General features: G+C 56.4%; 28 protein-coding genes. 9 read left to right on the forward strand and 19 right to left on the reverse strand.

The genetic code is table 11. The features are described from left to right. Positions 1-12 precede the first annotated feature (12 nt). From rplM to EKM88_RS10605, 12 genes are all read right to left on the reverse strand, one after another. Positions 13-459, reverse strand: a complete 447-nt coding sequence (rplM, locus tag EKM88_RS10550; protein ID WP_125705987.1) for a 50S ribosomal protein L13 — start codon at positions 457-459, stop codon at positions 13-15. A 135-nt stretch (positions 460-594) separates the two neighbouring features. Beyond that, the gene (locus EKM88_RS10555) at positions 595-1,761 is read right to left on the reverse strand and encodes an MFS transporter (RefSeq protein ID WP_125705989.1); all 1,167 of its coding nucleotides are present in this window, start codon (positions 1,759-1,761) and stop codon (positions 595-597) included. Then, positions 1,754-2,500 carry a tRNA pseudouridine(38-40) synthase TruA gene (gene truA / locus EKM88_RS10560; RefSeq protein WP_125705991.1) on the reverse strand — a complete coding sequence of 249 codons (747 nt, stop codon included), beginning with the start codon at positions 2,498-2,500 and terminating at the stop codon, positions 1,754-1,756. Before truA ends, EKM88_RS10555 begins: the two co-directional genes overlap by 8 nt. A gap of 206 nt (positions 2,501-2,706) precedes the next feature. Then, the gene (locus tag EKM88_RS10565) at positions 2,707-3,501 is read right to left on the reverse strand and encodes an energy-coupling factor transporter transmembrane component T family protein (protein ID WP_125705993.1); all 795 of its coding nucleotides are present in this window, start codon (positions 3,499-3,501) and stop codon (positions 2,707-2,709) included. Next, entirely contained in the window at positions 3,494-4,360 is an 867-nt protein-coding gene (locus EKM88_RS10570; protein WP_125705995.1) for an energy-coupling factor ABC transporter ATP-binding protein, read from the reverse strand. The genes EKM88_RS10565 and EKM88_RS10570 overlap by 8 nt, the downstream gene beginning before the upstream one ends. After that, positions 4,336-5,172: an energy-coupling factor ABC transporter ATP-binding protein gene (locus EKM88_RS10575; protein WP_125705997.1), complete on the reverse strand. Its 837-nt coding sequence runs from the start codon at positions 5,170-5,172 to the stop codon at positions 4,336-4,338. Before EKM88_RS10575 ends, EKM88_RS10570 begins: the two co-directional genes overlap by 25 nt. 181 nt (positions 5,173-5,353) lie before the next feature. Beyond that, positions 5,354-5,656 (reverse strand): hypothetical protein, encoded by a 303-nt coding sequence (locus tag EKM88_RS10580; RefSeq protein WP_125705999.1) that lies wholly within the window; start codon positions 5,654-5,656, stop codon positions 5,354-5,356. 256 nt (positions 5,657-5,912) lie between these two features. Then, positions 5,913-6,377 (reverse strand): PTS sugar transporter subunit IIA, encoded by a 465-nt coding sequence (locus EKM88_RS10585; RefSeq protein ID WP_125706001.1) that lies wholly within the window; start codon positions 6,375-6,377, stop codon positions 5,913-5,915. A 12-nt stretch (positions 6,378-6,389) separates the two neighbouring features. Then, positions 6,390-7,511 (reverse strand): glycerate kinase family protein, encoded by a 1,122-nt coding sequence (locus EKM88_RS10590; RefSeq protein ID WP_125706003.1) that lies wholly within the window; start codon positions 7,509-7,511, stop codon positions 6,390-6,392. A gap of 8 nt (positions 7,512-7,519) precedes the next feature. Further along, the gene (locus EKM88_RS10595) at positions 7,520-8,254 is read right to left on the reverse strand and encodes a ChbG/HpnK family deacetylase (protein WP_125706006.1); all 735 of its coding nucleotides are present in this window, start codon (positions 8,252-8,254) and stop codon (positions 7,520-7,522) included. Between the two features lie 13 nt (positions 8,255-8,267). Beyond that, complete coding sequence (locus tag EKM88_RS10600) at positions 8,268-9,590, reverse strand: family 4 glycosyl hydrolase (RefSeq protein WP_164512083.1); 1,323 nt, start codon at positions 9,588-9,590, stop codon at positions 8,268-8,270. 27 nt (positions 9,591-9,617) lie between these two features. Continuing rightward, positions 9,618-11,222 carry a PTS transporter subunit EIIC gene (locus EKM88_RS10605; RefSeq protein ID WP_125706008.1) on the reverse strand — a complete coding sequence of 535 codons (1,605 nt, stop codon included), beginning with the start codon at positions 11,220-11,222 and terminating at the stop codon, positions 9,618-9,620. 154 nt (positions 11,223-11,376) lie between these two features. On the opposite strand from EKM88_RS10605, the gene EKM88_RS10610 reads away from it, so the two are divergent. From EKM88_RS10610 to trpA, 9 genes are all read left to right on the forward strand, one after another. Next, a complete protein-coding gene (locus EKM88_RS10610; protein WP_125706010.1) occupies positions 11,377-12,153 on the forward strand; it encodes a MurR/RpiR family transcriptional regulator in 777 nt (258 codons plus the stop codon). 671 nt (positions 12,154-12,824) lie between these two features. Next, a complete protein-coding gene (locus tag EKM88_RS10615; RefSeq protein ID WP_125706012.1) occupies positions 12,825-13,277 on the forward strand; it encodes a PTS sugar transporter subunit IIA in 453 nt (150 codons plus the stop codon). A gap of 20 nt (positions 13,278-13,297) precedes the next feature. Continuing rightward, positions 13,298-13,573, forward strand: a complete 276-nt coding sequence (locus tag EKM88_RS10620) for a PTS sugar transporter subunit IIB (RefSeq protein ID WP_125706014.1) — start codon at positions 13,298-13,300, stop codon at positions 13,571-13,573. Between the two features lie 2 nt (positions 13,574-13,575). Beyond that, positions 13,576-14,859, forward strand: a complete 1,284-nt coding sequence (locus EKM88_RS10625; RefSeq protein ID WP_125706016.1) for a PTS ascorbate transporter subunit IIC — start codon at positions 13,576-13,578, stop codon at positions 14,857-14,859. 13 nt (positions 14,860-14,872) lie between these two features. Further along, positions 14,873-16,078 carry a tryptophan synthase subunit beta gene (gene trpB, locus EKM88_RS10630; RefSeq protein ID WP_125706018.1) on the forward strand — a complete coding sequence of 402 codons (1,206 nt, stop codon included), beginning with the start codon at positions 14,873-14,875 and terminating at the stop codon, positions 16,076-16,078. 16 nt (positions 16,079-16,094) lie between these two features. Next, the gene (gene trpD, locus EKM88_RS10635) at positions 16,095-17,114 is read left to right on the forward strand and encodes an anthranilate phosphoribosyltransferase (protein WP_125706020.1); all 1,020 of its coding nucleotides are present in this window, start codon (positions 16,095-16,097) and stop codon (positions 17,112-17,114) included. Further along, a complete protein-coding gene (gene trpC / locus EKM88_RS10640) occupies positions 17,111-17,902 on the forward strand; it encodes an indole-3-glycerol phosphate synthase TrpC (protein ID WP_125706022.1) in 792 nt (263 codons plus the stop codon). Before trpD ends, trpC begins: the two co-directional genes overlap by 4 nt. Next, positions 17,895-18,506, forward strand: coding sequence for a phosphoribosylanthranilate isomerase (locus tag EKM88_RS10645; protein WP_125706024.1), 612 nt, complete (start codon positions 17,895-17,897; stop codon positions 18,504-18,506). Before trpC ends, EKM88_RS10645 begins: the two co-directional genes overlap by 8 nt. Then, on the forward strand, positions 18,503-19,273 hold the full coding sequence (gene trpA / locus EKM88_RS10650) for a tryptophan synthase subunit alpha (protein WP_125706027.1): 771 nt from the start codon (positions 18,503-18,505) through the stop codon (positions 19,271-19,273). The genes EKM88_RS10645 and trpA overlap by 4 nt, the downstream gene beginning before the upstream one ends. A 543-nt stretch (positions 19,274-19,816) precedes the next feature. On the opposite strand, the gene rplQ is transcribed toward trpA, so the two are convergent. The 7 genes from rplQ to EKM88_RS10685 all read right to left on the reverse strand — a co-directional run bounded on the left by rplQ (position 19,817) and on the right by EKM88_RS10685 (position 23,305). Beyond that, positions 19,817-20,197, reverse strand: a complete 381-nt coding sequence (rplQ, locus tag EKM88_RS10655) for a 50S ribosomal protein L17 (RefSeq protein WP_125706029.1) — start codon at positions 20,195-20,197, stop codon at positions 19,817-19,819. A 21-nt stretch (positions 20,198-20,218) separates the two neighbouring features. Beyond that, on the reverse strand, positions 20,219-21,157 hold the full coding sequence (locus EKM88_RS10660) for a DNA-directed RNA polymerase subunit alpha (protein WP_125706031.1): 939 nt from the start codon (positions 21,155-21,157) through the stop codon (positions 20,219-20,221). Positions 21,158-21,223: 66 nt separating this feature from the next. Next, on the reverse strand, positions 21,224-21,613 hold the full coding sequence (rpsK, locus tag EKM88_RS10665) for a 30S ribosomal protein S11 (protein ID WP_125706033.1): 390 nt from the start codon (positions 21,611-21,613) through the stop codon (positions 21,224-21,226). A gap of 21 nt (positions 21,614-21,634) precedes the next feature. Beyond that, positions 21,635-22,000: a 30S ribosomal protein S13 gene (gene rpsM / locus EKM88_RS10670; protein ID WP_125706035.1), complete on the reverse strand. Its 366-nt coding sequence runs from the start codon at positions 21,998-22,000 to the stop codon at positions 21,635-21,637. Between the two features lie 32 nt (positions 22,001-22,032). Beyond that, the gene (gene rpmJ, locus EKM88_RS10675; protein ID WP_125706037.1) at positions 22,033-22,149 is read right to left on the reverse strand and encodes a 50S ribosomal protein L36; all 117 of its coding nucleotides are present in this window, start codon (positions 22,147-22,149) and stop codon (positions 22,033-22,035) included. Positions 22,150-22,293: 144 nt separating this feature from the next. Then, positions 22,294-22,512: a translation initiation factor IF-1 gene (gene infA / locus EKM88_RS10680; RefSeq protein ID WP_054717703.1), complete on the reverse strand. Its 219-nt coding sequence runs from the start codon at positions 22,510-22,512 to the stop codon at positions 22,294-22,296. A gap of 136 nt (positions 22,513-22,648) precedes the next feature. Continuing rightward, complete coding sequence (locus tag EKM88_RS10685) at positions 22,649-23,305, reverse strand: adenylate kinase (protein ID WP_125706039.1); 657 nt, start codon at positions 23,303-23,305, stop codon at positions 22,649-22,651. Between the last annotated feature and the right edge of the window lie 19 nt (positions 23,306-23,324).

Here is a 23,324-nt window from a genome sequence, read left to right on the forward strand (position 1 = left end):
GTTGTATCCTCCTTAGATTAGGTTGGTGATGTCGAGTACTTCTGGCTTCTGCGCTTCGTGTGGGTGTTCCTCACCCGCATAAACGTGAAGCTTCATGAATTGCTGGTGACCAAGCGTGTTCTTGGTTGGCAGCATCTTCTTGACAGCGTATTCGACCAAGCGTGCTGGGTCATTCTTCAAAAGATCGCCAGCAACTTCATGCTTCAAACCACCTGGATGTTGGCTGTGACGGTAGTAGATCTTGTCGCTTGCCTTGTTACCGGTTAATTTCAGCTTAGAAGCGTTGATGACGATGACATTGTCACCGGTATCAACGTGTGGGGTGTAGGTCGGCTTGTTCTTGCCGCGCAGGATGGTCGCAACAACGGAAGCCAAACGGCCGAGGCTGATGTCCGTTGCGTCGATGACAACCCATTTACGTTCAATTTCGCCTGGCTTAGCCATAAATGTTGTACGCACGATTTGTTTCCTCCAATGTTCTGTGGTGTTTGACACGTAATAAGTTTCCGGGGCTTATCGTGGGGCAAACAATACCAGCTACTAACATACCAAAAATAGCGCAGTAAGTCAATTTAGCTCAGCAGCTTTCACGCATTATTTTCGTGTGGTGATCATCCGCCCGTGCAGAATGGCCCAACCGCACCCGCCAAGCACGAAGCTCAGGCCCAACCACACCCAAACTAACCCGAGCCAGCCGATGTGGGCCACCATGAGGCCACAGCTGACCGGCCCCATGGCCGCCAGCCAGTAGCCGCCAGCCTGCGCCATACCAGAAAGGGCGGCCGTGGCTGCCACGGTGTCCGCCTTTTTTTGAAAAAAGACGATGCACACTGAAAACGCTGCGCCACTGGCCACGCCCATCAACACCGCCAACAACACGTTCAGGCCAAAGCTCGACGGGCCCAAAAGCAGGCCCACCAACCCGAGAGCAAAGCCGCCGAACACCAGCCCCACGATCATCGCTAACCCGTGTCGCCGCTCCGCAAGACTGGGGGTGATCAGGCTCATCGGCAGGCCCGCAAGCTGAAAGCACGTCGCCAAGGTGCCGGCGTTGACAGTTGAAAAGCCGCCGGTTTGCCAAAATGTGGGCAACCAGGTCAATAGCGAGTAATACAGGATCGACTGAAGCCCAAAAAACAGCATCACCAGCCAGGCCATCGATTGGCGCCCGATCTTTGGCGCCTGCGTCCGTGTCATCGCGTGGTGCGTTTTCATCTGCGGTAAGGCGAACAGCCAGCAGCCAGCAGCCGCAATGCTGAACAGGCCCAATCCGCCCATCGCCAGATTCGGGCCCCCCGCCTGCGCCAACAGGCCGGCCGTGCCGGTGCCAAGGCTGGCCACCAACCCCATCATGGTCGTGTACAGGGTCGTCATCAGCGCGATCCGCTGCGGGAACTCATCTTTAATCAGCGCAGGTAGCAGCACGTTGCCATTGGCAATGCCCAGCCCGATCAACACGGTCCCCCCGAGCAGCGCCACTGAACTCGGCAGCAGGCGCAGGTAGCTACCGGCAACCAGCATGATCGTCGCGGCCAGCAACACCCGTGCGTTCCCAAACCGGGTGCCAAGGCGGCCGAGAAACGGCGAGGCGCAGGCGAACATCACCAAGGGAATGCTGGTCAGCCACCCCGCCGCGCTTTGCGACAGGCGCCCGCTTTGGGCCAAGGCGCTCAATAGCGGTGGCATCATCGTGATCGGCAGGCGCAAGTTTGCCCCGATCAGACACAGCCCCAGCACGATCAATCCTCGCCGTTTAGTCATAGTCCACTTCCTTGAGGTATAACCCTGAAGCCGGCGCGGTGCCGCGGGCCTGCTGGCGGTCTTTGACCGTATACAGCCGCAGGAAGTCGTGCACCGGCCGGCGCCGGCTGCCGATCTCCAGCAGCGTGGCGACCAGGATGCGCACCATGTTGTAGAGAAAGCCGTTGCCGTAGAATTCAAAAATCACTTCGTTCGTCGCGGGGTCCTCGCGCACCGTGGCCTCATAGATGGTGCGCACCTTGTTTTCGATCACCCCACCGCTAGCCGCGAAGCTGGTGAAGTCGTGCGTGCCCATCACATCCGGCAGCGCCGCGCGGATGAGGTCAAGGTCCAGTGGGTACGGGTAGTGGCCGGTGTACAGGCGGTTGAACGGGTTCGTGAAGCGCCCGCGCGCCACGCGGTACAGGTACCGCTTCCCGTGCGCGGAGTAGCGCGCGTGAAAATCCGCCGGCACGATCTCCGCCTTGAGGATCTCAATGTCCAGCGGCATCAGCGAATTCATCGCCCGCAGCATGGATTCTTCAGGGATCATCCCCGGGTAGTCGAAGGAGATGACTTGGCCCAGCGCGTGCACGCCGGAGTCGGTCCGCCCGGAGCCATCCACGTGAATAGCGGGCACCTTGGCCATTTTGCCGAGCGCTTTTTGCAACACGCCTTGCACGGTGCGCTGGTGCGGCTGCACTTGGTAACCGGCAAAGTTGGTGCCATCATAGGCGAGGGTCAGTTTGTAGTGGGTCATGGGGCCTTCCTTTTTTCAAATAAACGAGGCTAAGACAAAATACGGTTTTAGCCCAGCGTATAAGCGAGATGGCCTGTAAAACCCGAACTTAGGTTTGACAGGTCATCTCGCTTATACGGCACGGGTGTCACATTTTGGCTTGTACTGTTCTGGAATCGTCGTACGGCCACAGGCAGTTTTTAATTTTGTCTCATCCTGGTCTCGAACTAGGCGCGCAGGAACACGAGCCCGAGGGTCAAAATCACCATCCAGCCGCCGGCATAGACGTCACGTGGATGGTACTGCAGGATGCGGTACTTGGTGCGCCCATCGCCGCCTTGGTAACCGCGCGCGTCCATCGCCGTGGCGAGGTCCTCCGCGATCCCAAACGAATCCACGAACAGCGGGATCAACAGCGGCACCACGGCCTTCATCTGTTGGAACAGGTTCCCACTGCCGAAGTCCACGCCGCGGGCGCGCTGCGCGTTCATGATCTTGGTGGTTTGGTCCATCAGCGTCGGCACAAAGCGTAGCGCGATCTGAAGCACCAACGCGAGTTCCGTGACCGGCACACCAATTTTGCGCAGTGGGTGCAGCAGCGACTCCACCGCATCGGCCAAGGCCAACGGCGGCGTGGTCAGCGTGAGCAGCGTTGAAACGAAGATGATCAGCACGAAGCGCATGAAGATGAACGCCCCGTTGGTCAGCCCGTACTGCGTGATGGCCAGCCAGCCCCAGGACCAGTACACTGCCCCGCCCTTGGTGAAGAACACCTGCAAGGCAACGGTGAACAGGATGAGCCAAAGCATCGGCCGCACGCCGCGCATGAAGAAGCCGAGGCGAATTTTTGACGCGGCGACCATGATCATCGTGGCGACGAACATCATCAGGTACGACTGCCAGTTGTTGGCGAGGAAAATGATGGCGATGTAGTAAAAGCTCGCCATCAGCTTCGTGCGGGGATCCAATTTGTGCAGCCAGGAGTCCCCAGGCAGGTAGCGCCCGAGCAGCAGCTTATTCATGCGCGCCCCCTCCAATCTGCGGAAGAAGCTGGGTCGCCAGCTCTTCTGCCGTCAGCGGTAGCGGGTCAAAGTGAAAGCCGCGCTGCGCCAGTCGTTCCGCCATCGCCGCGGTTTTGGGCAGCCCCAGCGAGTTGGCGCGCAGCCAGTCGGTGTCCGCGAACACCTCGCGCGGCGTGCCCTGCTTGATCAGCGCGCCTTGCGCCATCACCAGCACATGGTCGGCGTAATCGGCCACGTCATCCATCTGGTGCGTCACCAGCACGATGGTCAGGTGCTCGGTGTCATGGAGCTTGGCAAACATCGCCATCATCTCCGCGCGCCCGGCCGGGTCCAACCCCGCCGTGGGTTCGTCGAGCACCAGCACCTCCGGCTGCATCGCCAGCACCCCGGCGATCGCCACGCGGCGCATCTGCCCGCCGGACAGGTCAAACGGGGACTGTTCCAGCACCGACTGCGGCAGCCCCACCAGCTCAACCATGCGCTTGGCCAAGGCCAGGGCCTCATCCTCGGGCACCCCAAAGTTCTTGGGGCCAAAAGCGATGTCCTTGGCCACGGTTTGCTCAAACAGCTGGTTTTCCGCAAACTGGAAAACCATGCCGACCTTTTGCCGCAGCGGCTTCAGGTTCTTGTTGGACGTCTCGCTGGTGATCTGAAAATCGCCGATCGACACGGTGCCCGCAGTCGGTTTTAAGAGCGCGTTCAGGTGCTGCAACAACGTCGACTTGCCGCTCCCGGTGTGGCCGATAATGGCCGTGTAGCTGCCGTCTTTGATCGTTGCCGACACATCCTTGAGGCCGTCGCCTTCAAACGGCGTGCCGGCCTGGTATGTGAAACTCACATGGTCGAATGTAATGTCCATAGGTACGCTACCAAGCCTTCCTCATCAAGATAGGTCTGCGGCATGGCTACGCCGCGGGCGGTCAGCGCCGCCTTGAGTTTTTCGGGGTACGGCACATCGAGCCCCAACGCCAGCAACTCCGGTCCGTAGGCAAAAATCTCGGCTGGGGTGCCGGTGGTTTTGATCTGCCCATCGTTCAGCAGAATGACGCGGTCGGCCTTGGCCGCCTCGTCGATATCATGCGTGATGGACAGCACCGTCAGCTGCGTGGTGGCGCGCAACTGCTGGATCAAGCGAATGATCTCTGTGCGCCCAGCCGGGTCGAGCATCGAGGTCGCCTCGTCCAGGATGATGATGTCTGGACGCTGCGCGATGATGCCGGCAATGGCGACGCGCTGTTTTTGGCCGCCGGACAGCCGGGCGGGTTCACGCGAGGCGAAATCGCTCATCTCAACGGCTTCCAGCGCTTCTTGCACGCGCACGAGCATTTCCGCGCGCGGAATGCCACGGTTTTCCAGGCCGAACGCGACATCATCAGCCACGGTGGCGCCAACGAACTGGTTGTCCGGATTCTGAAACACGATGCCCACCTTAGCGCGAATGGCCCAGACGGTTTCTTCTGCCAGCGTCATGCCCGCGATGTCAACCACGCCCGAGTCCGGCGCCAACAGTCCGTTCAGGTTCTTGGCCAGCGTCGACTTGCCGCTACCATTGTGTCCGATGATGGCGACCCACTCGCCGGCGCCCACCTCAAAGGAGACGTCCTGCAACGCGGGATGGTCTGCGTCTGGATAATGAAAATTCAGGTGCGAAACTGCGATAGCCGGTGTCATGGGACCCCTTCTTTCCGTCAATGCATATCAGAAACATGATAGCATATTTGCCTCTGTCATGCCGGATAAACGCTATCTGTATCAGGATTGACCACAAATTTCGACTTATCTCCACTCTAGCTGTGCCAAGCCACGCAAAAAGCGGCTTCCCACCTTCGGAAAACCGCTTTTCTTTCGCTGCTCAGGCCATATACGAGCGCCGGCCCCGACGGTACAAGTCGTCGCCGTCGTAGTCGGTGTGATTGACCGAAAACGTGTTATCATCGCGGATGGCGATGGCGTTAGCCCCAACGTAATTCGCCGGGCTCACCTGCATCATGCCACCCCAGGTTTTCTTCGACACCTGCCGCGACACGCCAACGGCCATCTGCTCGTTCACGGCGCTGCGCACATAGCGCGTCTGGCCGTCTTCAAACGTCACCCGCAAAAACAGATTCGGCAGCATCTGCACCGTGTCGATGCGTGGAATGGGTTGGTCAGTCATTGAAACTGCCACCTTTCACCTTATTATCAAATCAGCGTTAGCCTTAATCTAACTTTATGCGAGCGCGGTTTCACACGTCAACCAATCAAATCTGTAGACCCACTGATAAAAAGAGCCCTTCCGTGGAAGAACTCCCTAAAAATGTTCAAACGATACCTGAATAGCAGTCGACGTAGATCTCAGTTATCGCCGAAACAATTCTTGATTCACATGTGTTTGTGCAACTCCCACAGCTTAAGTGGTCGCCAAAATGGCGTCATCCTACAACCTGCCCAATTTCTTGACCTGCTTGAACCGTTTTTGTCGTATAGCTTAATGCCCGGTCATCAAGATTCGTAATTGCAACAATCACATCCGACTGTTTTCCTGCCCCAGTCAGTACGTCCAGATCAACGCTGGCCACTAGTTGGCCAGCTATAACTGACTCGCCATTAGTTACAACAACTTTAAAACCGTGACCGTTTAGCTCAACGGTATCAATGCCAATATGAAGAATAACCTCCAGGCCCTGCTTTGTTGTCAGACCAATTGCATGCATCGTCGGAAACACTGTTGTGATCGTTCCGGCTACGGGTGACACAATCTCCCCAGAAACCGGCTCAACCGCGAAGCCATCGCCCATCATCTTAGTCGAGAAAACTTCATCTGGCACCTCAGTGATCGGCTTTAGCTCACCGGTTGCTGGTGCAAAGAGCTTCACCGCCTTCTTTGTAAAAAACATCTGTTCCACCTCCTATCTCTGAATGATTTTTATGACTTGAGCGGCAGTCGTTGATAGCCCTTGGGCTGCTTTGCTCGGCTGCATTGCCTCTTCCAAGCACAGCGGCTCTTGCTGGATTGAAAATGCAGCGATCATGTGCTGCTCAAGTTCACCAAGATCACGATCCCGTCGACCACATAAGGCAACGACAGGTACATGCTGTATCTCAGCCTCTCTTGCAATTCCATAGGGCACCTTTCCCATCACCGACTGGCCGTCTAGACTACCTTCACCGGTAATGACCAAGCTTGCCTCAGCGAGTCGAGATTTCATCCGGCAAGATTGACTTACCAAGTTGAACCCATTGCACATTTTGCCACCCAACATATAAATTGCTCCGCCAATGCCTCCCGCGGCGCCAAGTCCTGGCACTTTATCCAAGTTCTCCATCTCCGCAACTTGTCTAAGTTGCTTATCTAGCCGGCTAATTTGCACCTTATCCAGCCCTTTTTGTGCGCCAAATGTGACCGCTGCACCGCGTTCACCCGCATATGTCGCATTAACGTCATACGCGCCAATCAAGCGTACATGACGCAACAGTTGACGTGCCCGCGTTAGGTCTATCTTGCAAACGTCGATGAGTGGATTGCCCTTCACAATCTCCTTACCAGCGTGATCATAGATATTAGCCCCTAGCGCCCTCAGGAGCCCCAGACCACCATCCGTGGTAGCCGATCCCCCTAAGGTCAGGATGATCTGCTGAACACCTCGGTTTACCGCATCTCTTATGAGAATGCCAATACCATCGGTCGATGCTAAGAATGTACTTAATCCCTTTTTTTGCATTGCCGGTAGGCCAACCACCTGTGCAACTTCAATCACTGCTGTACGAAGTTCCAGAAAATCAGTTATCAAGTACCGTGTATTCTGGGGTTGCATCAATGGGTTCAGCGAGACACATGCAACGAGCTCGCCGCCAAGGTTCACCTTCAAAGCTTCCAGTGTCCCTTCGCCGCCATCAGCGATTGCAACAACGGTGGTCTGAACTTCCTTCGCCACTTGAGTTATTCCTGCAGCAACTGCGTTTCCGGCTTCTAATGAGGACAAGCTACCTTTAAAAGAATCAATCGCAATTAGAACTGACTTAACTTCCATAAGGCTGCCTATAACTTCGGAACCTGACCATAAGTGATAAGGTCGACATTCTGATCCCGCAGAAAATCGCCGAACGTCTGACCCGTCAGAAAATCGAGTTCGCCTGCGCGCTGGGTATTATATGAGGAGTGATCCAATAAGTACTGATCGACGTAGCCCGGATGCGTCATAATTTCAACGTACTCGCTCTGCGTAATATCTTCAAAGCGATCGTAGATATAGTCCAAATCCGGTGCCAAATCGTAGGTATGGTGACTGATAAACGTGACGGGTGAATATTTCCCGATCCGATGATGGCGTAGCGGCAAATCGACTTCTTCCGCTAACTCAATTGCAGCCTGTTTAATCTCTGGCACCTCATCCGTAGAGAACAGATGTGAATCGATATGATCAGGTTTCTCGCCGACTAAGTCTAAGTACCGCTGATATTGTGCATGTACTTCTTCCCGCAGTTCATTCAAATCATAATGATGATCTGCTGGGAGTTGCCGTGGCTTAATCATATCGCCGCTTGCGCTCACCAGCGTCTTTCCTGTGGTCATCGGCCGCCCCAAACTGAGGTTGAGATGCAACCCGACACCCAAATCAGGATACTGTTCCTTTAATTTTACGGCATCTTCAGTTCCTGGCATCGTCACCATTAAAGTAGTTGAGGTTAAGACACCCATTCGGAACGCATCGATAATACCAAGATTAATTCCGCGATCGTATCCAAAATCATCTCCATTGATAATCAATTTCATTCTCGCAAACCTCCTAACGCAATTCTGGCCAGTAATCACCATTTGCTTCAATAAGCGCGTCCAGAACCTGCTTAGCTTTGCGTGCAGAAGTAAAGGTTTGGTTCAGTGTAAATGCTTCTAGCGCTTTCTGATATGAGTGATCGAAGTACGCATCCACTAGCAACTTCTCGGCGGCAACCTGTGCTTCCATCATCCCCTTATGCATATCCGGAATTGGCTGCCGTAATGAAATTGGCTCTGCGCCTGTTGCCCCGACATATGCTGGCACTTCTACCACCGCATCCTGGCGAAGGTTTGGGATAGCGCCCATGTTAGGGAAAATCAGCATAAATCGACGGTGGAGGTTGTTTAGAATAGACACGGCCATGTCCACGATGTATTGCCCGTGCGCGCCGAAGTCATGGTTTAGCTCACCATTGCGCCCAGTTTCACGAATTCGCTGCGCGGTTTCCTTGATTTCCTTCTCACGCCCCAGTTCCACAGCATCCGCTCGCGTAAATTCAATATCAGACTGTTCAACGACAGCATCCGGATACAGGTAATACTCCAGGTAATTATTCGGAATGTTGTCCGGAAAGTCCGTCACAATTGTACTCATCATCGCATAGGCTTCTGCCCAAAACTTATCGCCACGATGGAACTCTGGCTCCTTAAGCGGCGCGGCCTTGAGCTTGTCAAGAATTTCCGGCATTACATCGCGCCCTAAAGACGTGTCAAAGATAGATTTATACCAGCCAAAGTGATTCAGGCCATAGTAGGTTTGAATCCAGTTTTTACGATCATACCCATAGTTCTCACACAGGGTTGTTTCAATGGAAATCGTCATATCACAAGCATTCAGCATTTTCGCCTTCGGATACGTGCGGCGAATTGTCTCGGCAACGATCGATTCCGGATTCGTGTAATTGAGAATCCACGCGTCCGGCGCGTATCTTTGCACGAATCCAACTAACTCGATCATCGGTCCAATAGTACGAAGACCGTAAGAAAAGCCCCCAAGTCCACATGTCTCTTGCCCAACCAAGCCATACTTGAGCGGAACCTTCTCGTCAACCTTACGCATTTCAATGCCGCCAACCCGAATCTGCGAAAAGACGAAGTCCGCACCTGTAAAGGCGACCTCAGGGTCATTAGTCTGCGTCAGCCCAATGTTGAAGCGCTGCTTGTTCAGCATCCATTTGATGATCGTATACATGTCATCGTTGCGCTGGGCATCTATGTCGTAAAGTCGAAATTCGCTAACTGCGAAATCGTTCTGATTATCAAGAATCGCTTGAATAATCCCTGGTGTGTAAGAACTCCCACCGCCTGCAATCGTCACTACTTGTTGTTTCACTCTTCTTACCTCCACATACTGCATCACTTAAACTGTCTTCAGATAGTCCTTAACGTCCGTTGCAATCTGATCGACTTGCAATCCATACACAACCTGAACATTATGTTCTGACGGTTTTACAAGCCCACTGGCCCCGGTCTGCTTAAGCACCTGATCTTGAACCTTGGTCATGTCTTTAACCGTTACGCGTAACCGCGTCATACAATTCGTCACACTATCAATGTTAGTTGCGCCACCCAATGCCGCAACAATGGTCTGCGCCATCGCCGATCCAGTACCACCGATTGCGTTATCCTTGGTGACAGAAGATTCCACACCTTCTTCAACAACTTCACGACCTGGTGTTGCGATGTTGAACCGCTTGATGAGATACATAAACCCAAAGTAGTAAATAACGGAGAAAATCAATCCGACCAGAACAACCAGATACCACTTACTTTGCGCACCACGGAAAATACCAAAGATCGTAAAGTCGATAAGCCCCGCTTGAACGCCACCAACACTCGTCCCGAGGAGAGATAATAGGAAGTAACCTAAGCCCCCCATCAGTGCATGAAACCCAAACAAAATTGGGGAAACAAACATGAAAGCAAATTCGATCGGCTCAGTAATCCCGGTCAGCAGAGCGGCGGACATCCCACCGAACATCATTGCCTTAACCCGCTTCTTTTCAGTTGGACGAGCCATCTTAATCATGGCTAGCGCAGCGGCTGGAAGTCCAAAGACCGCAATCAATGTCTGCCCTTGGCCAATATACTTCGCACCAAGTTGGAAAACAGAATTTGAAACGTGCTGTGATGAGCCAATCGCTGCATTGAAGATATTCAGCGCACCACTGACAGTATCACCGCCAACAACAGCTGTTCCACCAATTGGCGTGAAGCGGACTAACTGATTCAAAATGTGATGGAGCCCTGTTGGAATTAAGAGTCGGTTAGCCGTCCCATAGATGAACGGGCCAAATGCACCGGACTTTGAAATACTCATCCCGATAAGACTGATCAGCTGATTGAAGAGCGGCCAGATGAAGTACGATACAACCGCAACGAGTGGGATCGTCACAATCGTAATCAGCGGGATAAATCGCTTGCCCCCATAAAAGTTAATGGCACTCGGTAACTTGATTTTGTAGAATCGGTTATGCAAAGCGCCAACAACAAGCCCAACGATGATCCCACCGAAGACGTTCATTCTAAGCGTGTAGAATCCAAGAACCGTCTCATACTTCGCGTTTTCAATCGTTGCATCAACAACGCTCATACCGCCCTTTGTGAGCGCCTCGATTGAGGTCGATAAGGCCGTGATGCCATTCTGTGCCAAAATGTAGCTCAGCGTTAGGTGAAAGACTAGAAACCCGATAATTGCTGCAAATGCTGCGGTTGACTTCTCCTCTTTTGCAAGCCCCACGGTTACGGACAAGGCGAAGAATATTGGTAGATTGCCAAAGATCAGGTTGGCCAACGCACGAATAAATCCAATGAAGACCTGTACATTATGGGCATTCGCAAAACCAGCGCCAACAATTGACGGATTCTGTAATGCAGCGGCTAAACCAAGAAAAATCCCGGCTGCCGCTATCGTTGAGATCGGCAGGAGCAAGGATTTACCAAACTTCTGAATTGCTTCTTTCATATTTATTCCCTCCTTTACGAACATAATGGTATAGGATGAACAGAACCGGGTAAAGCGCCTTCACTAACTCTGGCAATGGAACCGCATTCGAAACTCAAACACATTCGGTGTATAATTACACAAAAGGATTCTTACTACGATCTCGGAGGCATCTATGTTCAATCAGCGCGTCGCTAAACACATTCAAAAGCTCAGCCCTTCCGAAGAAAAGATACTCGCCTATATAACCGAGCACTATAACCAGATTCCCAGCAAACGAATTGGTACGATTGCTAACGATCTCTATATGTCGCCAAATGCACTTGTTCGCTTTGCCAAAAAGTTGCAATATAGCGGTTTTAGCGAGCTCAAATTTGACATTTCCGCCGACCTTTCCGAACATCCCAACAAAATGACGCCCACCGCAGCCATCGGGCCCGATGGCTACTACGATATCGGCGAGAACATTATTGGTAACCTTCGACAAACGCTAGACATCAACCGCGAAGCATATTTCGTTGAAGCGGCTGACCTCGTTGCCACCTACAACAAAATTGCTTTCGTTGCACTCGGGCTCTCTAACAGTAGTTTATCTTCCTTCACGCGGCGACTGGAGGTTCTCAATAAGGTCTGCCTTGTCTCAAAAGACCGGGACAATGCCTTAACGTTATCCCGATCCTTAGACGATACCTTCTTGGTCTTTATTGTGTCGCTGTCTGGTGAAACGGATGTCCTCTCAGAATGCCTTACGTCATTCAAAGAGCAGCACTGTAAAATCATTACTATCACTGGGCTCAACAACAACCCGCTTCATCATCATAGTGATTTAAGCTTCTATGTGCCCTATGAGCGCCAATCAATACACGGTATCGATATGAGCTCTCGTATTTGTATCACGTTCTTCTTGGACATTATGGTTCAGTATATTTATCAAAACCTGAGTATTAGGTAAAGACAAAATTTAATACCGATTATAAGTTGTCGCTCTGAGTACTGCCCTTTTCGTCAGTCGCGCAACTCAGCAAATGATTTCAAGCTGTATCTTCAAGCTTCCAGTTTTGCTTACTCGCCAAGGCCAGCGCTAAAATATGGGCCTTTTCAGGATGGTTCAGTGCATTTCGTCAATCGTAGCGAACAAGACTCACTGGCGAGTATGCTGAATGCATCCCCGTGCTCCAGCAGTCCTTCTATCAAATTGAACAAAAAAACTTGACATGTAGGGCTTGGCCGGCTAGACTAAGGCCAATTAAATTAAACTGTAATTAAAAACCGATGAGGTGGAGATCAAACCAGTTGTGCACGCACAGAGAGTCACGGGGCTGAGAGGTGACCGAACGCAGGCTGGCAAATGGACCACCGAGGGCTTTGCCGAAAGATTCGTCGAGTACGCAAAGACGTCAGGCATACGTCAGTTGCCGGAAGAGTGTTGGCTCTTCGCTAAGCGTGACCCTTATTTGGGGTCCTCTGCGCAAAGAGCCCGCCGGATCAATTGATCCGGCGGGCTTTGTGTTTGAGGCCGAAAGATGCGGGTCGAATCAAGGTGGCACCGCGGGAAATCCGTCCTTGGTCTAAGTCAATTGTGACTTAGACCAAGGACGGATTTTTTGCGATTAGGAGGCTCTTATGTTAACCCCATACACAACGTTCAATGCCGTGATGGCTCAGGCCACCTTCACCACGCCGCAAGCGGTGATCACGCAGACCGGCCGCTTGCTGGAGCGCGGCGGCTACGCCAGCGCCGCCTACACCGAGGCGATGCGCGCCAGCTTTGCGCTCAACGGTGCCTACTTCGTGATCGCGCCCGGCATCGCGCTGCCCCACGCCCGTCCGGAAGCGGGCGCTCTTGCCAACGGCCTCAGCGTCTTGACCTTGGCCCACCCCGTCGACTTCGGCAACCGCGCCAACGGCCCCGTCCGGCTGGTGATCGGCCTGTCTGCCACCGGGGCCGGGGACCATCTGGCGATGCTACAAGCCGTGGTGGCCACGCTCGGGGACCGATGGCGGGTGCGCCAACTCCTTGACTGCACCACCTCAGCGGACTTATTTCAGGCACTCCAGGTCACCGATCGGCCGTGAGCCGACAGGAAGGGAACGATATGCGCATTCTAACCGTTTGTGGGGCAGGCGTCGGCACCAGCCTCATGGAAAAAATGTTTGCCGAACAAATTCTGACTGCGGCGGGCATCCCCGCGGTAGTCGACAACGCGGACATCGGTAGCGCCACGCCGAATGGCTACGATGTGGTCCTCACCACCTCGCTGTTCGCGGACCTGCTGCCAGCAACCACCGCGCAGGTCATCATTCACGATAACCTCATGGATCAGGCCGGCCTGCGCGAGAAGCTGCTGGCGGCCGTAGCCAAGGAGGCCTGAAGATGACGGGACTCCTGTACTTCATCACCAATGTCCTCAGCCAGCCCATTTTCATTCTCGGACTGGTGGTCGTCGTCGGTATGCTGGCGGAGCACAAGCCCGGTAGCCAAATTCTCCCGAGCGCGCTGAAGGCCGTGATCGGCTTCACCATGATCAACGTCGGCGGCCAAACCCTCGGCACGGCGCTGCTACCGTTGCAGCAGCTGATCGCGCACATTTTCAAGATGACCCCACCGGCCAGCACGGATATCGGGGCCACCCAGGCCAGCAGTCTCACCGCAGTGGGCGCTGACATGGCGATCATCTTTGCCGCCGGGTTTGCCGTCAACCTGCTGCTCGCCCGCTTCACGCGGTTCAAGTTCGTGTACCTCTCCCCGCATGTGGCCTTCTTCTTCTCGGGGCTACTGGCCGCTCTGCTCAAGTTCGGCACCGATTTGAACACGCCGGTGCGCCTAGTCATCGGCAGCCTCCTGCTGGGCGCGTACATGACGTTCACCTGCGCGTATGTCAACGTACTCATTCGCCCGGTGCGCGGCGCAACAGGTTTCACGCTGGCGCACTCGAGCTCGTCCGGGCTGCTGGTGGCGGCGTTGCTCGGCCGTCTGTTCGGGGACAAGACGCACGACTTGGAAGACCTGAAGCTGCCGCGCCAGCTCAACTTCCTGCGGGACATGACCGTGGCTTTGACCCTGGTGATGATGCTGCTGTTCTTGGCGCTGGGGCTTATCGCCGGGCCGCGGTTCACGATGACCCACCTCACCGGTGGCAAAGACATCGTAATTTTCGCCATCACCAAGGGCGTTGAGTTCGGGATGTGGATCACCGTGATCCTGGCCGGCGTGCGCCTGATGCTGGCCGAGATCATCCCCGCCTTTCACGGCATCGCCCAGCGGCTTATCCCCAACGCCAAGCCGGGGCTGGACATCCCCCTGCTGTTCCCACAGTACCCCACCAGCGTCATCGTCGGCTTTTTGACCAGCCTGACCACCGGCATCATCGGGATGCTGATCCTGGCGCCCGCCCATTACCCGATCATCGTGTTTCCGGCGCTGATCCCGACCTTTTTCACCGGGGCCGCCACCGCCATCTTCGGAGACGCCCACGGGGGCCGGCGCGGTGCACTACTCGGCGCCGGCGCCAACGGGTTTTTGCTCATCTTCGGGCAGGCGTTCCTACTGCCGATGGTGGGCAGCTTCGCCCCCATCATGCGCATCTTGAGCGAAACCGACTACTGCGTGTACGGCCCGCTCTTGGGGATCGTGCTCAAACTGCTTCATCTCAACTGATAAGGAGCTCACTATGACAATCACCAACGAAACCACTCCCGGCCGCTACCTGGACTACGGCGGTCAATACCTCCCGGAACTGCTGATGCCGGAGATCCAGCGCGTCGCTGCGGCCTATGCCCACTACAAAGACGACCCCGCCTTTCGCCGTGAGTTTCACACCTTGCTTGAAGAATACGCTGGGCGTCCGTCGCTGCTTTACTACGCGAAAAACATGACCGCTGACCTCGGCGGCGCGCAGATCTACCTCAAGCGCGAGGACCTCAACCACACCGGCGCCCACAAGATCAACAATGTGATCGGCCAGGCGCTACTCGCCAAGCGCATGGGCAAAACGCGGCTGATCGCCGAAACCGGCGCCGGCCAGCACGGCGTGGCCACCGCCACGATCGCCGCCCTGTTCGGCATGGCCTGCGAGATCTTCATGGGGCGCCTGGACACCGAACGCCAGCGCCTCAACGTCTACCGCATGGAACTGCTGGGGGCCAAGGTGCACGCCGTCACCACCGGCTCGATGGTGCTCAAGGACGCGGTCAATGCCGCGTTGCAGGATTACGCCGCGCGCAGCCACGACACGTTTTACGTGATGGGCTCGGCGGTGGGACCACACCCGTTTCCGGTCATGGTGCACGATTTTCAAAGCGTCATCAGCACCGAGTCTAAGGCGCAGCTCCAAACCGTGGCCGGCCAGCTGCCCGACTACGTGATCGCCTGCGTCGGCGGCGGCAGCAACGCCATCGGCAGCTTTGCCGCTTACCTCGAGGACCCCACCGTGCACCTGATCGGTTGCGAGGCCGCCGGCAAGGGCGTGACCACCAGCCAAACCGCCGCCACCATGGCGCTCGGCTCTACCGGCATTTTCCACGGCATGAAGTCGCGCTTCCTGCAAAATGCGGACGGCCAGATCGACGCGGTGTACTCCATCTCTGCCGGCCTCGATTACCCCGGCATCGGCCCCGAGCACGCCGCCTTGATGGACAGCGGCCGCGCGCAGTACGTGCCGATCACCGACGACGAGGCGGTGGCCGCGTTCGAATACATCGCCAAGCAAGAAGGCATCATCGCCGCAATCGAAAGTTGTCACGCGGTCGCGGCGGTACAAAAGCTCGCCCCGACCCTACCCAAGTCGCAGATCATCATCTGCACACTGTCCGGGCGCGGCGACAAGGACGTGGCCGCGATCGCCAAGTACCGCGGCATTCAGCTCAGCGAAGACTAGGAAAGAAGGTCATCTGATGATCAAAGACGCCATTATCAAAATTGCGACCCACACCGACCTCACCTTTGAAGAGGCCCAAGCCGTTATCAACGAAATCATGGACGGCACCACCAGCAACACCCAGATCGCGGCCCTGCTCACGGGGCTGGCGATGAAAGGCGAGACCGTGCCCGAGATCGCCGGCGCCGCCAGCGCCATGCGCGCCCATGCCCGCCCGTTTACCGCCGAGGCGCGCGTGCTTGAGATCGTGGGCACCGGTGGCGACCACGCCAACACATTCAACGTCTCCACCACCGCCAGCCTCATCGTCGCCGCCGCGGGCACCCCCGTAGCCAAGCACGGCAACCGCGCCGCCTCGTCCAAAAGTGGGGCCGCCGATGTCCGCGAGGCGCTTGGCGTGAACATCACGGTCGACCCGCAGACCAGCGCCGCGATGCTACAGGCCACAAACTTCTGCTTCCTGTTTGCCCAGGCCTACCATCAGGCGATGCGCTTCGTGGGCCCCGTGCGTCAAGAGCTGGGGATCCGCACGATTTTTAACCTCCTCGGCCCGCTGGCCAACCCGGCCCACGCCACCGCACAGCTGCTCGGCGTTTACGACGCGCAACTGCTCGCCCCCATGGCGCACGTCCTCGCCACGCTTGGCGTGACCGATGCCATGGTGGTGCACGGTGAAGACGGCCGGGACGAAGTTACCACCGTCGCTCCCACCGACATCGTGGTGGTGCGCGATGGCCAGTTCACGCGCACCCACGTGACGCCGGCCGACTTCGGCCTACCGCTGGCGCACCCTGCCGACCTGGTCGGGGGCACGCCGGCCGCCAATGCCCGCATCACACGCGCGGTTTTGGCCGGCGCGCCGGGCCCGCAGCTGGACACCGTGCTCCTCAACGCGGCCTGCGCACTGCACACCAGGCATCGCGCACTCAGCCTGCCCGACGCCCTGCAACTCGCGCGGCAAACCGTTGCCAGCGGCGCAGCGACCGCAACGCTCGACGCGGTGATCGCCCAGAGCCAAAAGGCGGTGTCCGCGTGATCCTCGATGACCTGGTCGCAGCCACCCGCCGACGCCTCAACCGCCACCAGCAGCAGGTTCCGCTGGCCACCCTGCAGGCCCGCGTGGCGGCCCTGTCGCCGCAAAGTGCTGTGCCCGTTTACACCGCCCTGAAAGGCCCGCAACTCAAATTGATCGCCGAGGTCAAGGCCGCCTCGCCGTCCAAGGGCGCCATTGCCACCACCTTTGACCCCGGCGCCATCGCCGAAGCCTACGCCCGCGGCGGCGCGGACGCCATCTCGGTGCTGACCGAGCCCGACTACTTCCACGGCCAGCTCGCTGATCTCACCGCCGTGCGCCAGCGGGTCCCCTTGCCCCTGCTGCGCAAGGACTTCACGATCGATCCGTACATGCTTTATGAGGCGCGGCTGGCCGGCGCCAACCTGATCCTGCTGATCGTGGCCGTGCTGACCGACACGCAGCTGCGCGCGTTCCTAACATTAGCGCACCAGCTGGGGCTGGCGGCCCTGGTCGAGGTGCACGACCACCCGGAGCTGCAGCGCGCCTTGGCCGCTGGTGCCCGGATGATCGGCGTGAACAACCGCGACCTGCGCGACTTCTCCGTTGATCTGACCCGCAGCCTGGCGCTGCGCCCCGCGGTGCCCGACACAGTGGTTTTCGTCGCCGAAAGTGGCATTCGCACGCCGGCGGACACGGCGCGGCTGCAGGTAGCCGGCGTCGATGCGGTGCTTGTTGGTGAAACCCTGATGCGCGCCGCCGACAAAAGCGCCATGATCCAAGCCCTGAAAGGCGGTTCACCGCATGACTAAGGTGAAGCTGTGCGGGCTGATGACCCTGGCCGATGTGGCCGTCATCAACGCCGCCCGGCCCGATTTTGCCGGCTTCGTCTTCGCCGCCGGGCGCCATCAGGTCACCCTGGCGCAAGCCCAGCAACTGCGCGCCGCGCTGGCACCCGCCATCGTGAGCGTCGGCGTCTTCGTCAATGCGCCGCTGGAAGCGATGCTGGCCGCGGTCGCAAGCGGTGCAGTGACGATGATCCAACTGCACGGCCACGCCTCTGCGGTCACGGTCGCCGCCTTGCACCGGCACCGCATTCCGGTCATCCAAGTCGTGCAAGGCGCCCCCACCGCTTGGCCGGTGACCCAAGTGACGTACCTGATGGCCGACGCCGGCGCAGGCAGCGGTCGCACCCTCCCGTGGGCCCAACTCCCGCCCGCCCCTAAGCCGCTCTTCCTGGCCGGCGGACTGACCCCACGCAACGTTCAACAGGCGATTCAGGTCGTGCATCCGTTCGCGGTGGATGTGTCCAGCGGCATCGAAACCGCGGCGGGCAAGAACGCCGAGCTGACCGCGGCCTTCATGGCACAAGTGCGCGCCGCAACGCACCCAATTGAGAAAGGACCCTCATTATGAGCCAATTAACTGACGCCTTTGCAACAGGCAAAGCATTCATTCCCTTTATTGTCGCTGGCGACCCCGATGCCGCCAGCACCGTGGCTAACGCGGTCGCGTTAGCCGAAGCCGGCGCCGACATCATCGAACTCGGCATTCCGTTCTCAGATCCCGTCGCGGACGGCCCCGTGATCCAGGCCGGCGACCTGCGCGCCTTCAATGGCGGCATCACTGTTGACACCGTGTTTGCCATCGTGGCCGCCATTCGTGAAAAAGTCCAGACGCCGTTGGTGTTTCTGACCTATGCCAACGTGCCATTCAAATACGGCTACGACCGCTTTTGTGCCCAGTGTCAGGCGCTGGGCGTGGCCGGCCTCGTCATTCCCGACCTGCCGTACGAGGCGCAAGGCGAAATTCGCCCGTTCACGCGCAAATACGGGCTTGATCTCATTACCCTGATCACCCTGAACTCGCAGGACCGTCTGCCGGCCCTCGCCAAGGCCGCAGAAGGGTTCATCTACGTGGTCAGCACGGAAGGCATCACCGGCGCACGCGATAACTTCGATCAGCGGCTGGCCACCCTCTTCGCCCAGATTCGTCAATACACCACCGTCCCTGCCGCCCTGGGCTTTGGCATCCACACGCCGGAACAAGCCCAGACCCTGGCCCGCTTCGCGGATGGCATCATCGTCGGCTCCGCGATCGTGGCCCTCGCGGCAACCCATGGCACCCAGGCCGCTCCGGTGATTGGGGCCTACGCCAAGGAAATGATCGCCGCCATTCGCTGACGGGACCCCGAGCCGCATCAAAAACAAACAGGCGCCAATGCCACTGCCCAAGTCGGGTCGTTGGCGTTGGCGCCTGTTTGGGTGACGATCGCGTGCCGGATAGCGTGGCTAGACTGGTGTTAATTGTTCTAAACCCTTTTAACGAGACGGTTCAGGCGCCGGCCCTGTCCCCTCGCTGACCGCTTTCCACGTTTTGCTAAGCACCGCAGCGCAAACCTGGCTTGCTCGTGCTCGACGCTTTGGATCAAAGCATAGGCCACTCACAAACGGGGGGCTGGAGTAGCGGACACTCAACGTCACTTGACGAAGCGCCAGGAACCAAAACGGGCCTCCGCAGATGCGGGGGCCCAATATGTAAAAAATCATTTGAGATGGAGACACCGGTCGCCCGGTGCTCGCAAGCTAGACTCGGCAGGCCGAGGCCTGGGGCGGTTGCCCATACCAAAAGGTAGCCAACATCATAACGCTCCATCGATCAAATGATCAAAGTGAACTGGCCGCAAGGGTCAGCTCGGTTTTGAAAATGGTGAACCGTCTAACGAATTAAACGAGTTCGATGATGACCATCTGCGCTGCGTCGCCGCGACGTGCCGCGGTCTTCATGATGCGGGTGTAACCCCCGTTGCGTTCTGCGTAGCGTGGCGCAACATCAGAGAACAACTTTTGCAGTGCGGACTGAACGACAACGTTGTCGCCCTCTTCCTTAACACTCGCAATTTCGTTGCGCAGGAATGCTGCGGCCTGACGGCGTGCGTGCAAGTCGCCGCGCTTACCCAAGGTGATCATCTTTTCCGTTGTGGAGCGGATTTCCTTGGCGCGTGCTTCGGTGGTGGTGATCCGTTCGTTGATGATCAGATCAGTCGTCAGATCGCGAAGCAATGCTTTACGTTGAGAGCTCGTGCGCCCTAATTTCCGGTAACTCATGGATTGGCCTCCTTTTCGAGATTAATCTTCTTTACGCAGACCCAGACCCAAGTCGGACAACTTGTTCTTCACTTCTTCAAGTGATTTGCGGCCTAAGTTGCGTACCTTCATCATATCGGCTTCTGTTTTGTTGGTCAGCTCTTGAACCGTGTTGATACCAGCGCGCTTCAAGCAGTTGTAGGAGCGAACACTCAAGTCGAGCTCTTCGATGGTCATCTCAAGCATCTTCTCTTTGTGTGTCTCTTCCTTCTCAACCATAATCTCAGCGTTCTTGGCTTCATCGGTCAAGTTGACGAAGATGTCGAGATGTTCGGTCAAAATCTTCGCTGCCAAGCTGATCGCTTCGCGCGGTGAGATCGAACCGTTCGTCCAAACATCCAAAGTCAACTTATCAAAGTCGTTGCGTCGACCAACGCGAGCACTTTCAACTTGGTAGTTGACCCGACTGATTGGGGTGAAAATCGAGTCGACAGGCAATACCCCAATCGGCATGTCGTCGCTCTTGTTTTGGTCAGCTGGCACGTAACCACGGCCAGTGCGGACCGTCATGCGGACATGGAACCGGCCACCTTCTGCAACGGTACAGATGTACTGTTCAGGGTTGAGCACTTCCACATCACTGTCGGTCACGATGTCGGCAGCGGTCACGGTCGCAGGACCGGCCACGTCGATTTCGACGGTTTTATCCTCATCCGTGTTCATCTTCAAAGCAAGCTTCTTGATGTTCAGGATGATCTGGGTGACGTCTTCCAAGACCCCATCGATCGTGGAGAACTCATGGAGAACGCCATCGATCTGGATGTTGGAAACCGCAGCACCAGGCAAAGAGGATAACAGGATGCGACGCAGCGAGTTACCTAACGTGGTGCCGTAGCCGCGTTCAAGCGGTTCGACCACAAACTTGCCGTAGTTGGTGCTTTCGTCAACTTTGGTGATGTTCGGCTTTTCAAATTCGATCATCTAGTCTGTACCCCTTTCAAAACGAGAAGTGAACCTTGTCCCTCCGACACAAGTCGACGGTGACAATTACACACGACGACGCTTTGGAGGACGGGAACCGTTGTGCGGAACAGGTGTAACGTCGCGAATCGCGGTCACTTCAAGCCCAGTTGCTTGGAGGGAACGAATCGCAGCTTCACGACCAGAACCAGGGCCCTTAACGGTCACTTCAACAGACTTCATCCCATGTTCCATGGATTCCTTTGCGGCTGCTTCAGCTGCCATTTGGGCGGCGAAAGGCGTGGACTTACGGGAGCCCTTGAAGCCCAAGCTACCAGCGGAAGACCAAGCAATCGCGTTACCGCGAGGGTCGGTGATCATGACGATCGTGTTGTTGAACGTTGAGTGGATGTGAGCCACACCGGACTCAATGTTCTTCTTTACACGACGCTTACGAGTTGTTTTGCGTGCTGCCATCGAAATTTACCTCCTTCTTAATTATTTCTTCTTACCGGCAATGGTAACTTTCTTACCTTTGCGGGTCCGGGCGTTGTTCTTGGTGTTTTGACCGCGAACAGGCAGACCACGACGGTGGCGGATCCCACGGTAGGAGCCAATTTCCTGGAGCCGCTTGATGTTCAAGCTAACTTCACGGCGCAGGTCGCCTTCAACTTTAACGTTGTCAACGGCTGCACGGATCTTGTCTTCCTGCTCTGGAGTCAGGTCTTCTTGGCGGACGTTTTCAGGAACGCCTGCTTCTTTCAGAATCTTCTGAGCGGTGGTCTTGCCGATCCCAAAAATGTAGGTCAGGGCAATAACGATTTGCTTACCACGGGGTAAGTCGACACCAGCGATACGAGCCATACGATGGACACCTCCTATTTGTGTATTGGGTATTAGCCTTGGCGTTGCTTGTGCTTCGGGTTAGCAGGGCAAATGATCATGACGCGGCCTTTACGGCGGATCACTTTGCAGTGCTCGCACATCTTTTTAACAGATGGACGTACTTTCATGATTTGATAGCCTCCTCTTAAACGTGCTCACTGGGGCTGACCCGCGCGTCTAGCGTCAACGCGCGGCACCAGACGAAAACCGTCTGGTTGGCGCGTCGACCGCTAGCCGACCGGGTCACCCGCCCCAGCTCGCACTCTGGCAAACTACTTGAAACGGTAGGTGATACGGCCCTTTGTCAGGTCGTATGGTGACAGTTCCACGGTCACCCGGTCACCGGGCAGGATGCGGATGTAGTGCATCCGGATCTTGCCGGAAACGTGGGCCAGGATCGTCGCCCCGTTTTCAAGCTCGACTTTAAACATCGCGTTCGGTAAAGTATCGACCACGGTGCCTTGAATTTCAATTACATCGTCTTTTGCCACGAAGTTATTCCTCCTAAATGTCTGGTTCTAACGCGCGAAAAGGGTGAGGCCACTGGCACTCACCGCACATACCGCGATATTGTACCATAATTCAATGACTTTGAAAACCGTCAGGAGTGTGGCAAAGGCAAGGTATCTACTTTGCAACAGTGGCCAGGATCTTTTTGATTTCTGCAAATACCAAGTCGATGTCTTGGTCCCCGTTGACGTTGAACAGCAAATTGCGTTGCTTGTAGAAGTCAAGCAGTGGGGTGTTCATTTCGATGTTTACTTTGAGGCGGTTCTTCACAGTCTCAGGCTTGTCATCTTCGCGTTGGAAGAATTCGTGGCCGCCGCAGCGGTCGCACGTGCCTTCAACCTTGGTCGGGTTGTAGAGCTTGTGGTAGGTCGCCCCACAGGTCTTGCAGATGTAGCGACCGGACAGCCGTTCAACCAGAACACTCGGTTCAACGTCGATGTTGATCACCGCGTCGATCGGCTTGTTCAGGTCGGCGGTGATGGCTTCAAGCGCTTCGGCTTGGGCAATCGTCCGCGGGAAGCCGTCCAGCATGTAGCCGGCGTCCGTGTCGGGTTCCGCCAGGCGGTCCTTCACGATCCCGTTCGTCACTTCGTCTGGTACCAGCGAGCCGGCGTCCATGTAGGACTTGGCCTTGTTCCCAAGCTCCGTCCCAGCTGCCATGGCAGCGCGGAACATATCCCCCGTACTGATGTGGGCAATTGGATACTCGGCCTCGATCCGTTCGGCCTGTGTCCCCTTACCTGCGCCGGGAAGTCCCATTAAGATGAGATTCACGTTGCATCCTCCTCAATAT

The organism is Lacticaseibacillus daqingensis, from assembly GCF_003946115.1.
GTDB classification, from domain to species: domain Bacteria; phylum Bacillota; class Bacilli; order Lactobacillales; family Lactobacillaceae; genus Lacticaseibacillus; species Lacticaseibacillus daqingensis.

Excerpts from the sequence above, each read along its gene's own strand:
- EKM88_RS10555 (WP_125705989.1), bottom strand. The coding sequence starts at position 1,761 with ATGACTAAACGGCGAGGATTGATCGTGCTGGGGCTGTGTCTGATCGGG.
- truA (WP_125705991.1), bottom strand. The coding sequence starts at position 2,500 with ATGACCCACTACAAACTGACCCTCGCCTATGATGGCACCAACTTTGCC.
- EKM88_RS10565 (WP_125705993.1), bottom strand. The coding sequence starts at position 3,501 with ATGAATAAGCTGCTGCTCGGGCGCTACCTGCCTGGGGACTCCTGGCTG.
- EKM88_RS10570 (WP_125705995.1), bottom strand. The coding sequence starts at position 4,360 with ATGGACATTACATTCGACCATGTGAGTTTCACATACCAGGCCGGCACG.
- EKM88_RS10575 (WP_125705997.1), bottom strand. The coding sequence starts at position 5,172 with ATGACACCGGCTATCGCAGTTTCGCACCTGAATTTTCATTATCCAGAC.
- EKM88_RS10580 (WP_125705999.1), bottom strand. The coding sequence starts at position 5,656 with ATGACTGACCAACCCATTCCACGCATCGACACGGTGCAGATGCTGCCG.
- EKM88_RS10585 (WP_125706001.1), bottom strand. The coding sequence starts at position 6,377 with ATGTTTTTTACAAAGAAGGCGGTGAAGCTCTTTGCACCAGCAACCGGT.
- EKM88_RS10590 (WP_125706003.1), bottom strand. The coding sequence starts at position 7,511 with ATGGAAGTTAAGTCAGTTCTAATTGCGATTGATTCTTTTAAAGGTAGC.
- EKM88_RS10595 (WP_125706006.1), bottom strand. The coding sequence starts at position 8,254 with ATGAAATTGATTATCAATGGAGATGATTTTGGATACGATCGCGGAATT.
- EKM88_RS10605 (WP_125706008.1), bottom strand. The coding sequence starts at position 11,222 with ATGAAAGAAGCAATTCAGAAGTTTGGTAAATCCTTGCTCCTGCCGATC.
- EKM88_RS10610 (WP_125706010.1), top strand. The coding sequence starts at position 11,377 with ATGTTCAATCAGCGCGTCGCTAAACACATTCAAAAGCTCAGCCCTTCC.
- EKM88_RS10615 (WP_125706012.1), top strand. The coding sequence starts at position 12,825 with ATGTTAACCCCATACACAACGTTCAATGCCGTGATGGCTCAGGCCACC.
- EKM88_RS10620 (WP_125706014.1), top strand. The coding sequence starts at position 13,298 with ATGCGCATTCTAACCGTTTGTGGGGCAGGCGTCGGCACCAGCCTCATG.
- EKM88_RS10625 (WP_125706016.1), top strand. The coding sequence starts at position 13,576 with ATGACGGGACTCCTGTACTTCATCACCAATGTCCTCAGCCAGCCCATT.
- trpB (WP_125706018.1), top strand. The coding sequence starts at position 14,873 with ATGACAATCACCAACGAAACCACTCCCGGCCGCTACCTGGACTACGGC.
- trpD (WP_125706020.1), top strand. The coding sequence starts at position 16,095 with ATGATCAAAGACGCCATTATCAAAATTGCGACCCACACCGACCTCACC.
- EKM88_RS10645 (WP_125706024.1), top strand. The coding sequence starts at position 17,895 with ATGACTAAGGTGAAGCTGTGCGGGCTGATGACCCTGGCCGATGTGGCC.
- trpA (WP_125706027.1), top strand. The coding sequence starts at position 18,503 with ATGAGCCAATTAACTGACGCCTTTGCAACAGGCAAAGCATTCATTCCC.
- rplQ (WP_125706029.1), bottom strand. The coding sequence starts at position 20,197 with ATGAGTTACCGGAAATTAGGGCGCACGAGCTCTCAACGTAAAGCATTG.
- EKM88_RS10660 (WP_125706031.1), bottom strand. The coding sequence starts at position 21,157 with ATGATCGAATTTGAAAAGCCGAACATCACCAAAGTTGACGAAAGCACC.
- rpsK (WP_125706033.1), bottom strand. The coding sequence starts at position 21,613 with ATGGCAGCACGCAAAACAACTCGTAAGCGTCGTGTAAAGAAGAACATT.
- rpsM (WP_125706035.1), bottom strand. The coding sequence starts at position 22,000 with ATGGCTCGTATCGCTGGTGTCGACTTACCCCGTGGTAAGCAAATCGTT.
- rpmJ (WP_125706037.1), bottom strand. The coding sequence starts at position 22,149 with ATGAAAGTACGTCCATCTGTTAAAAAGATGTGCGAGCACTGCAAAGTG.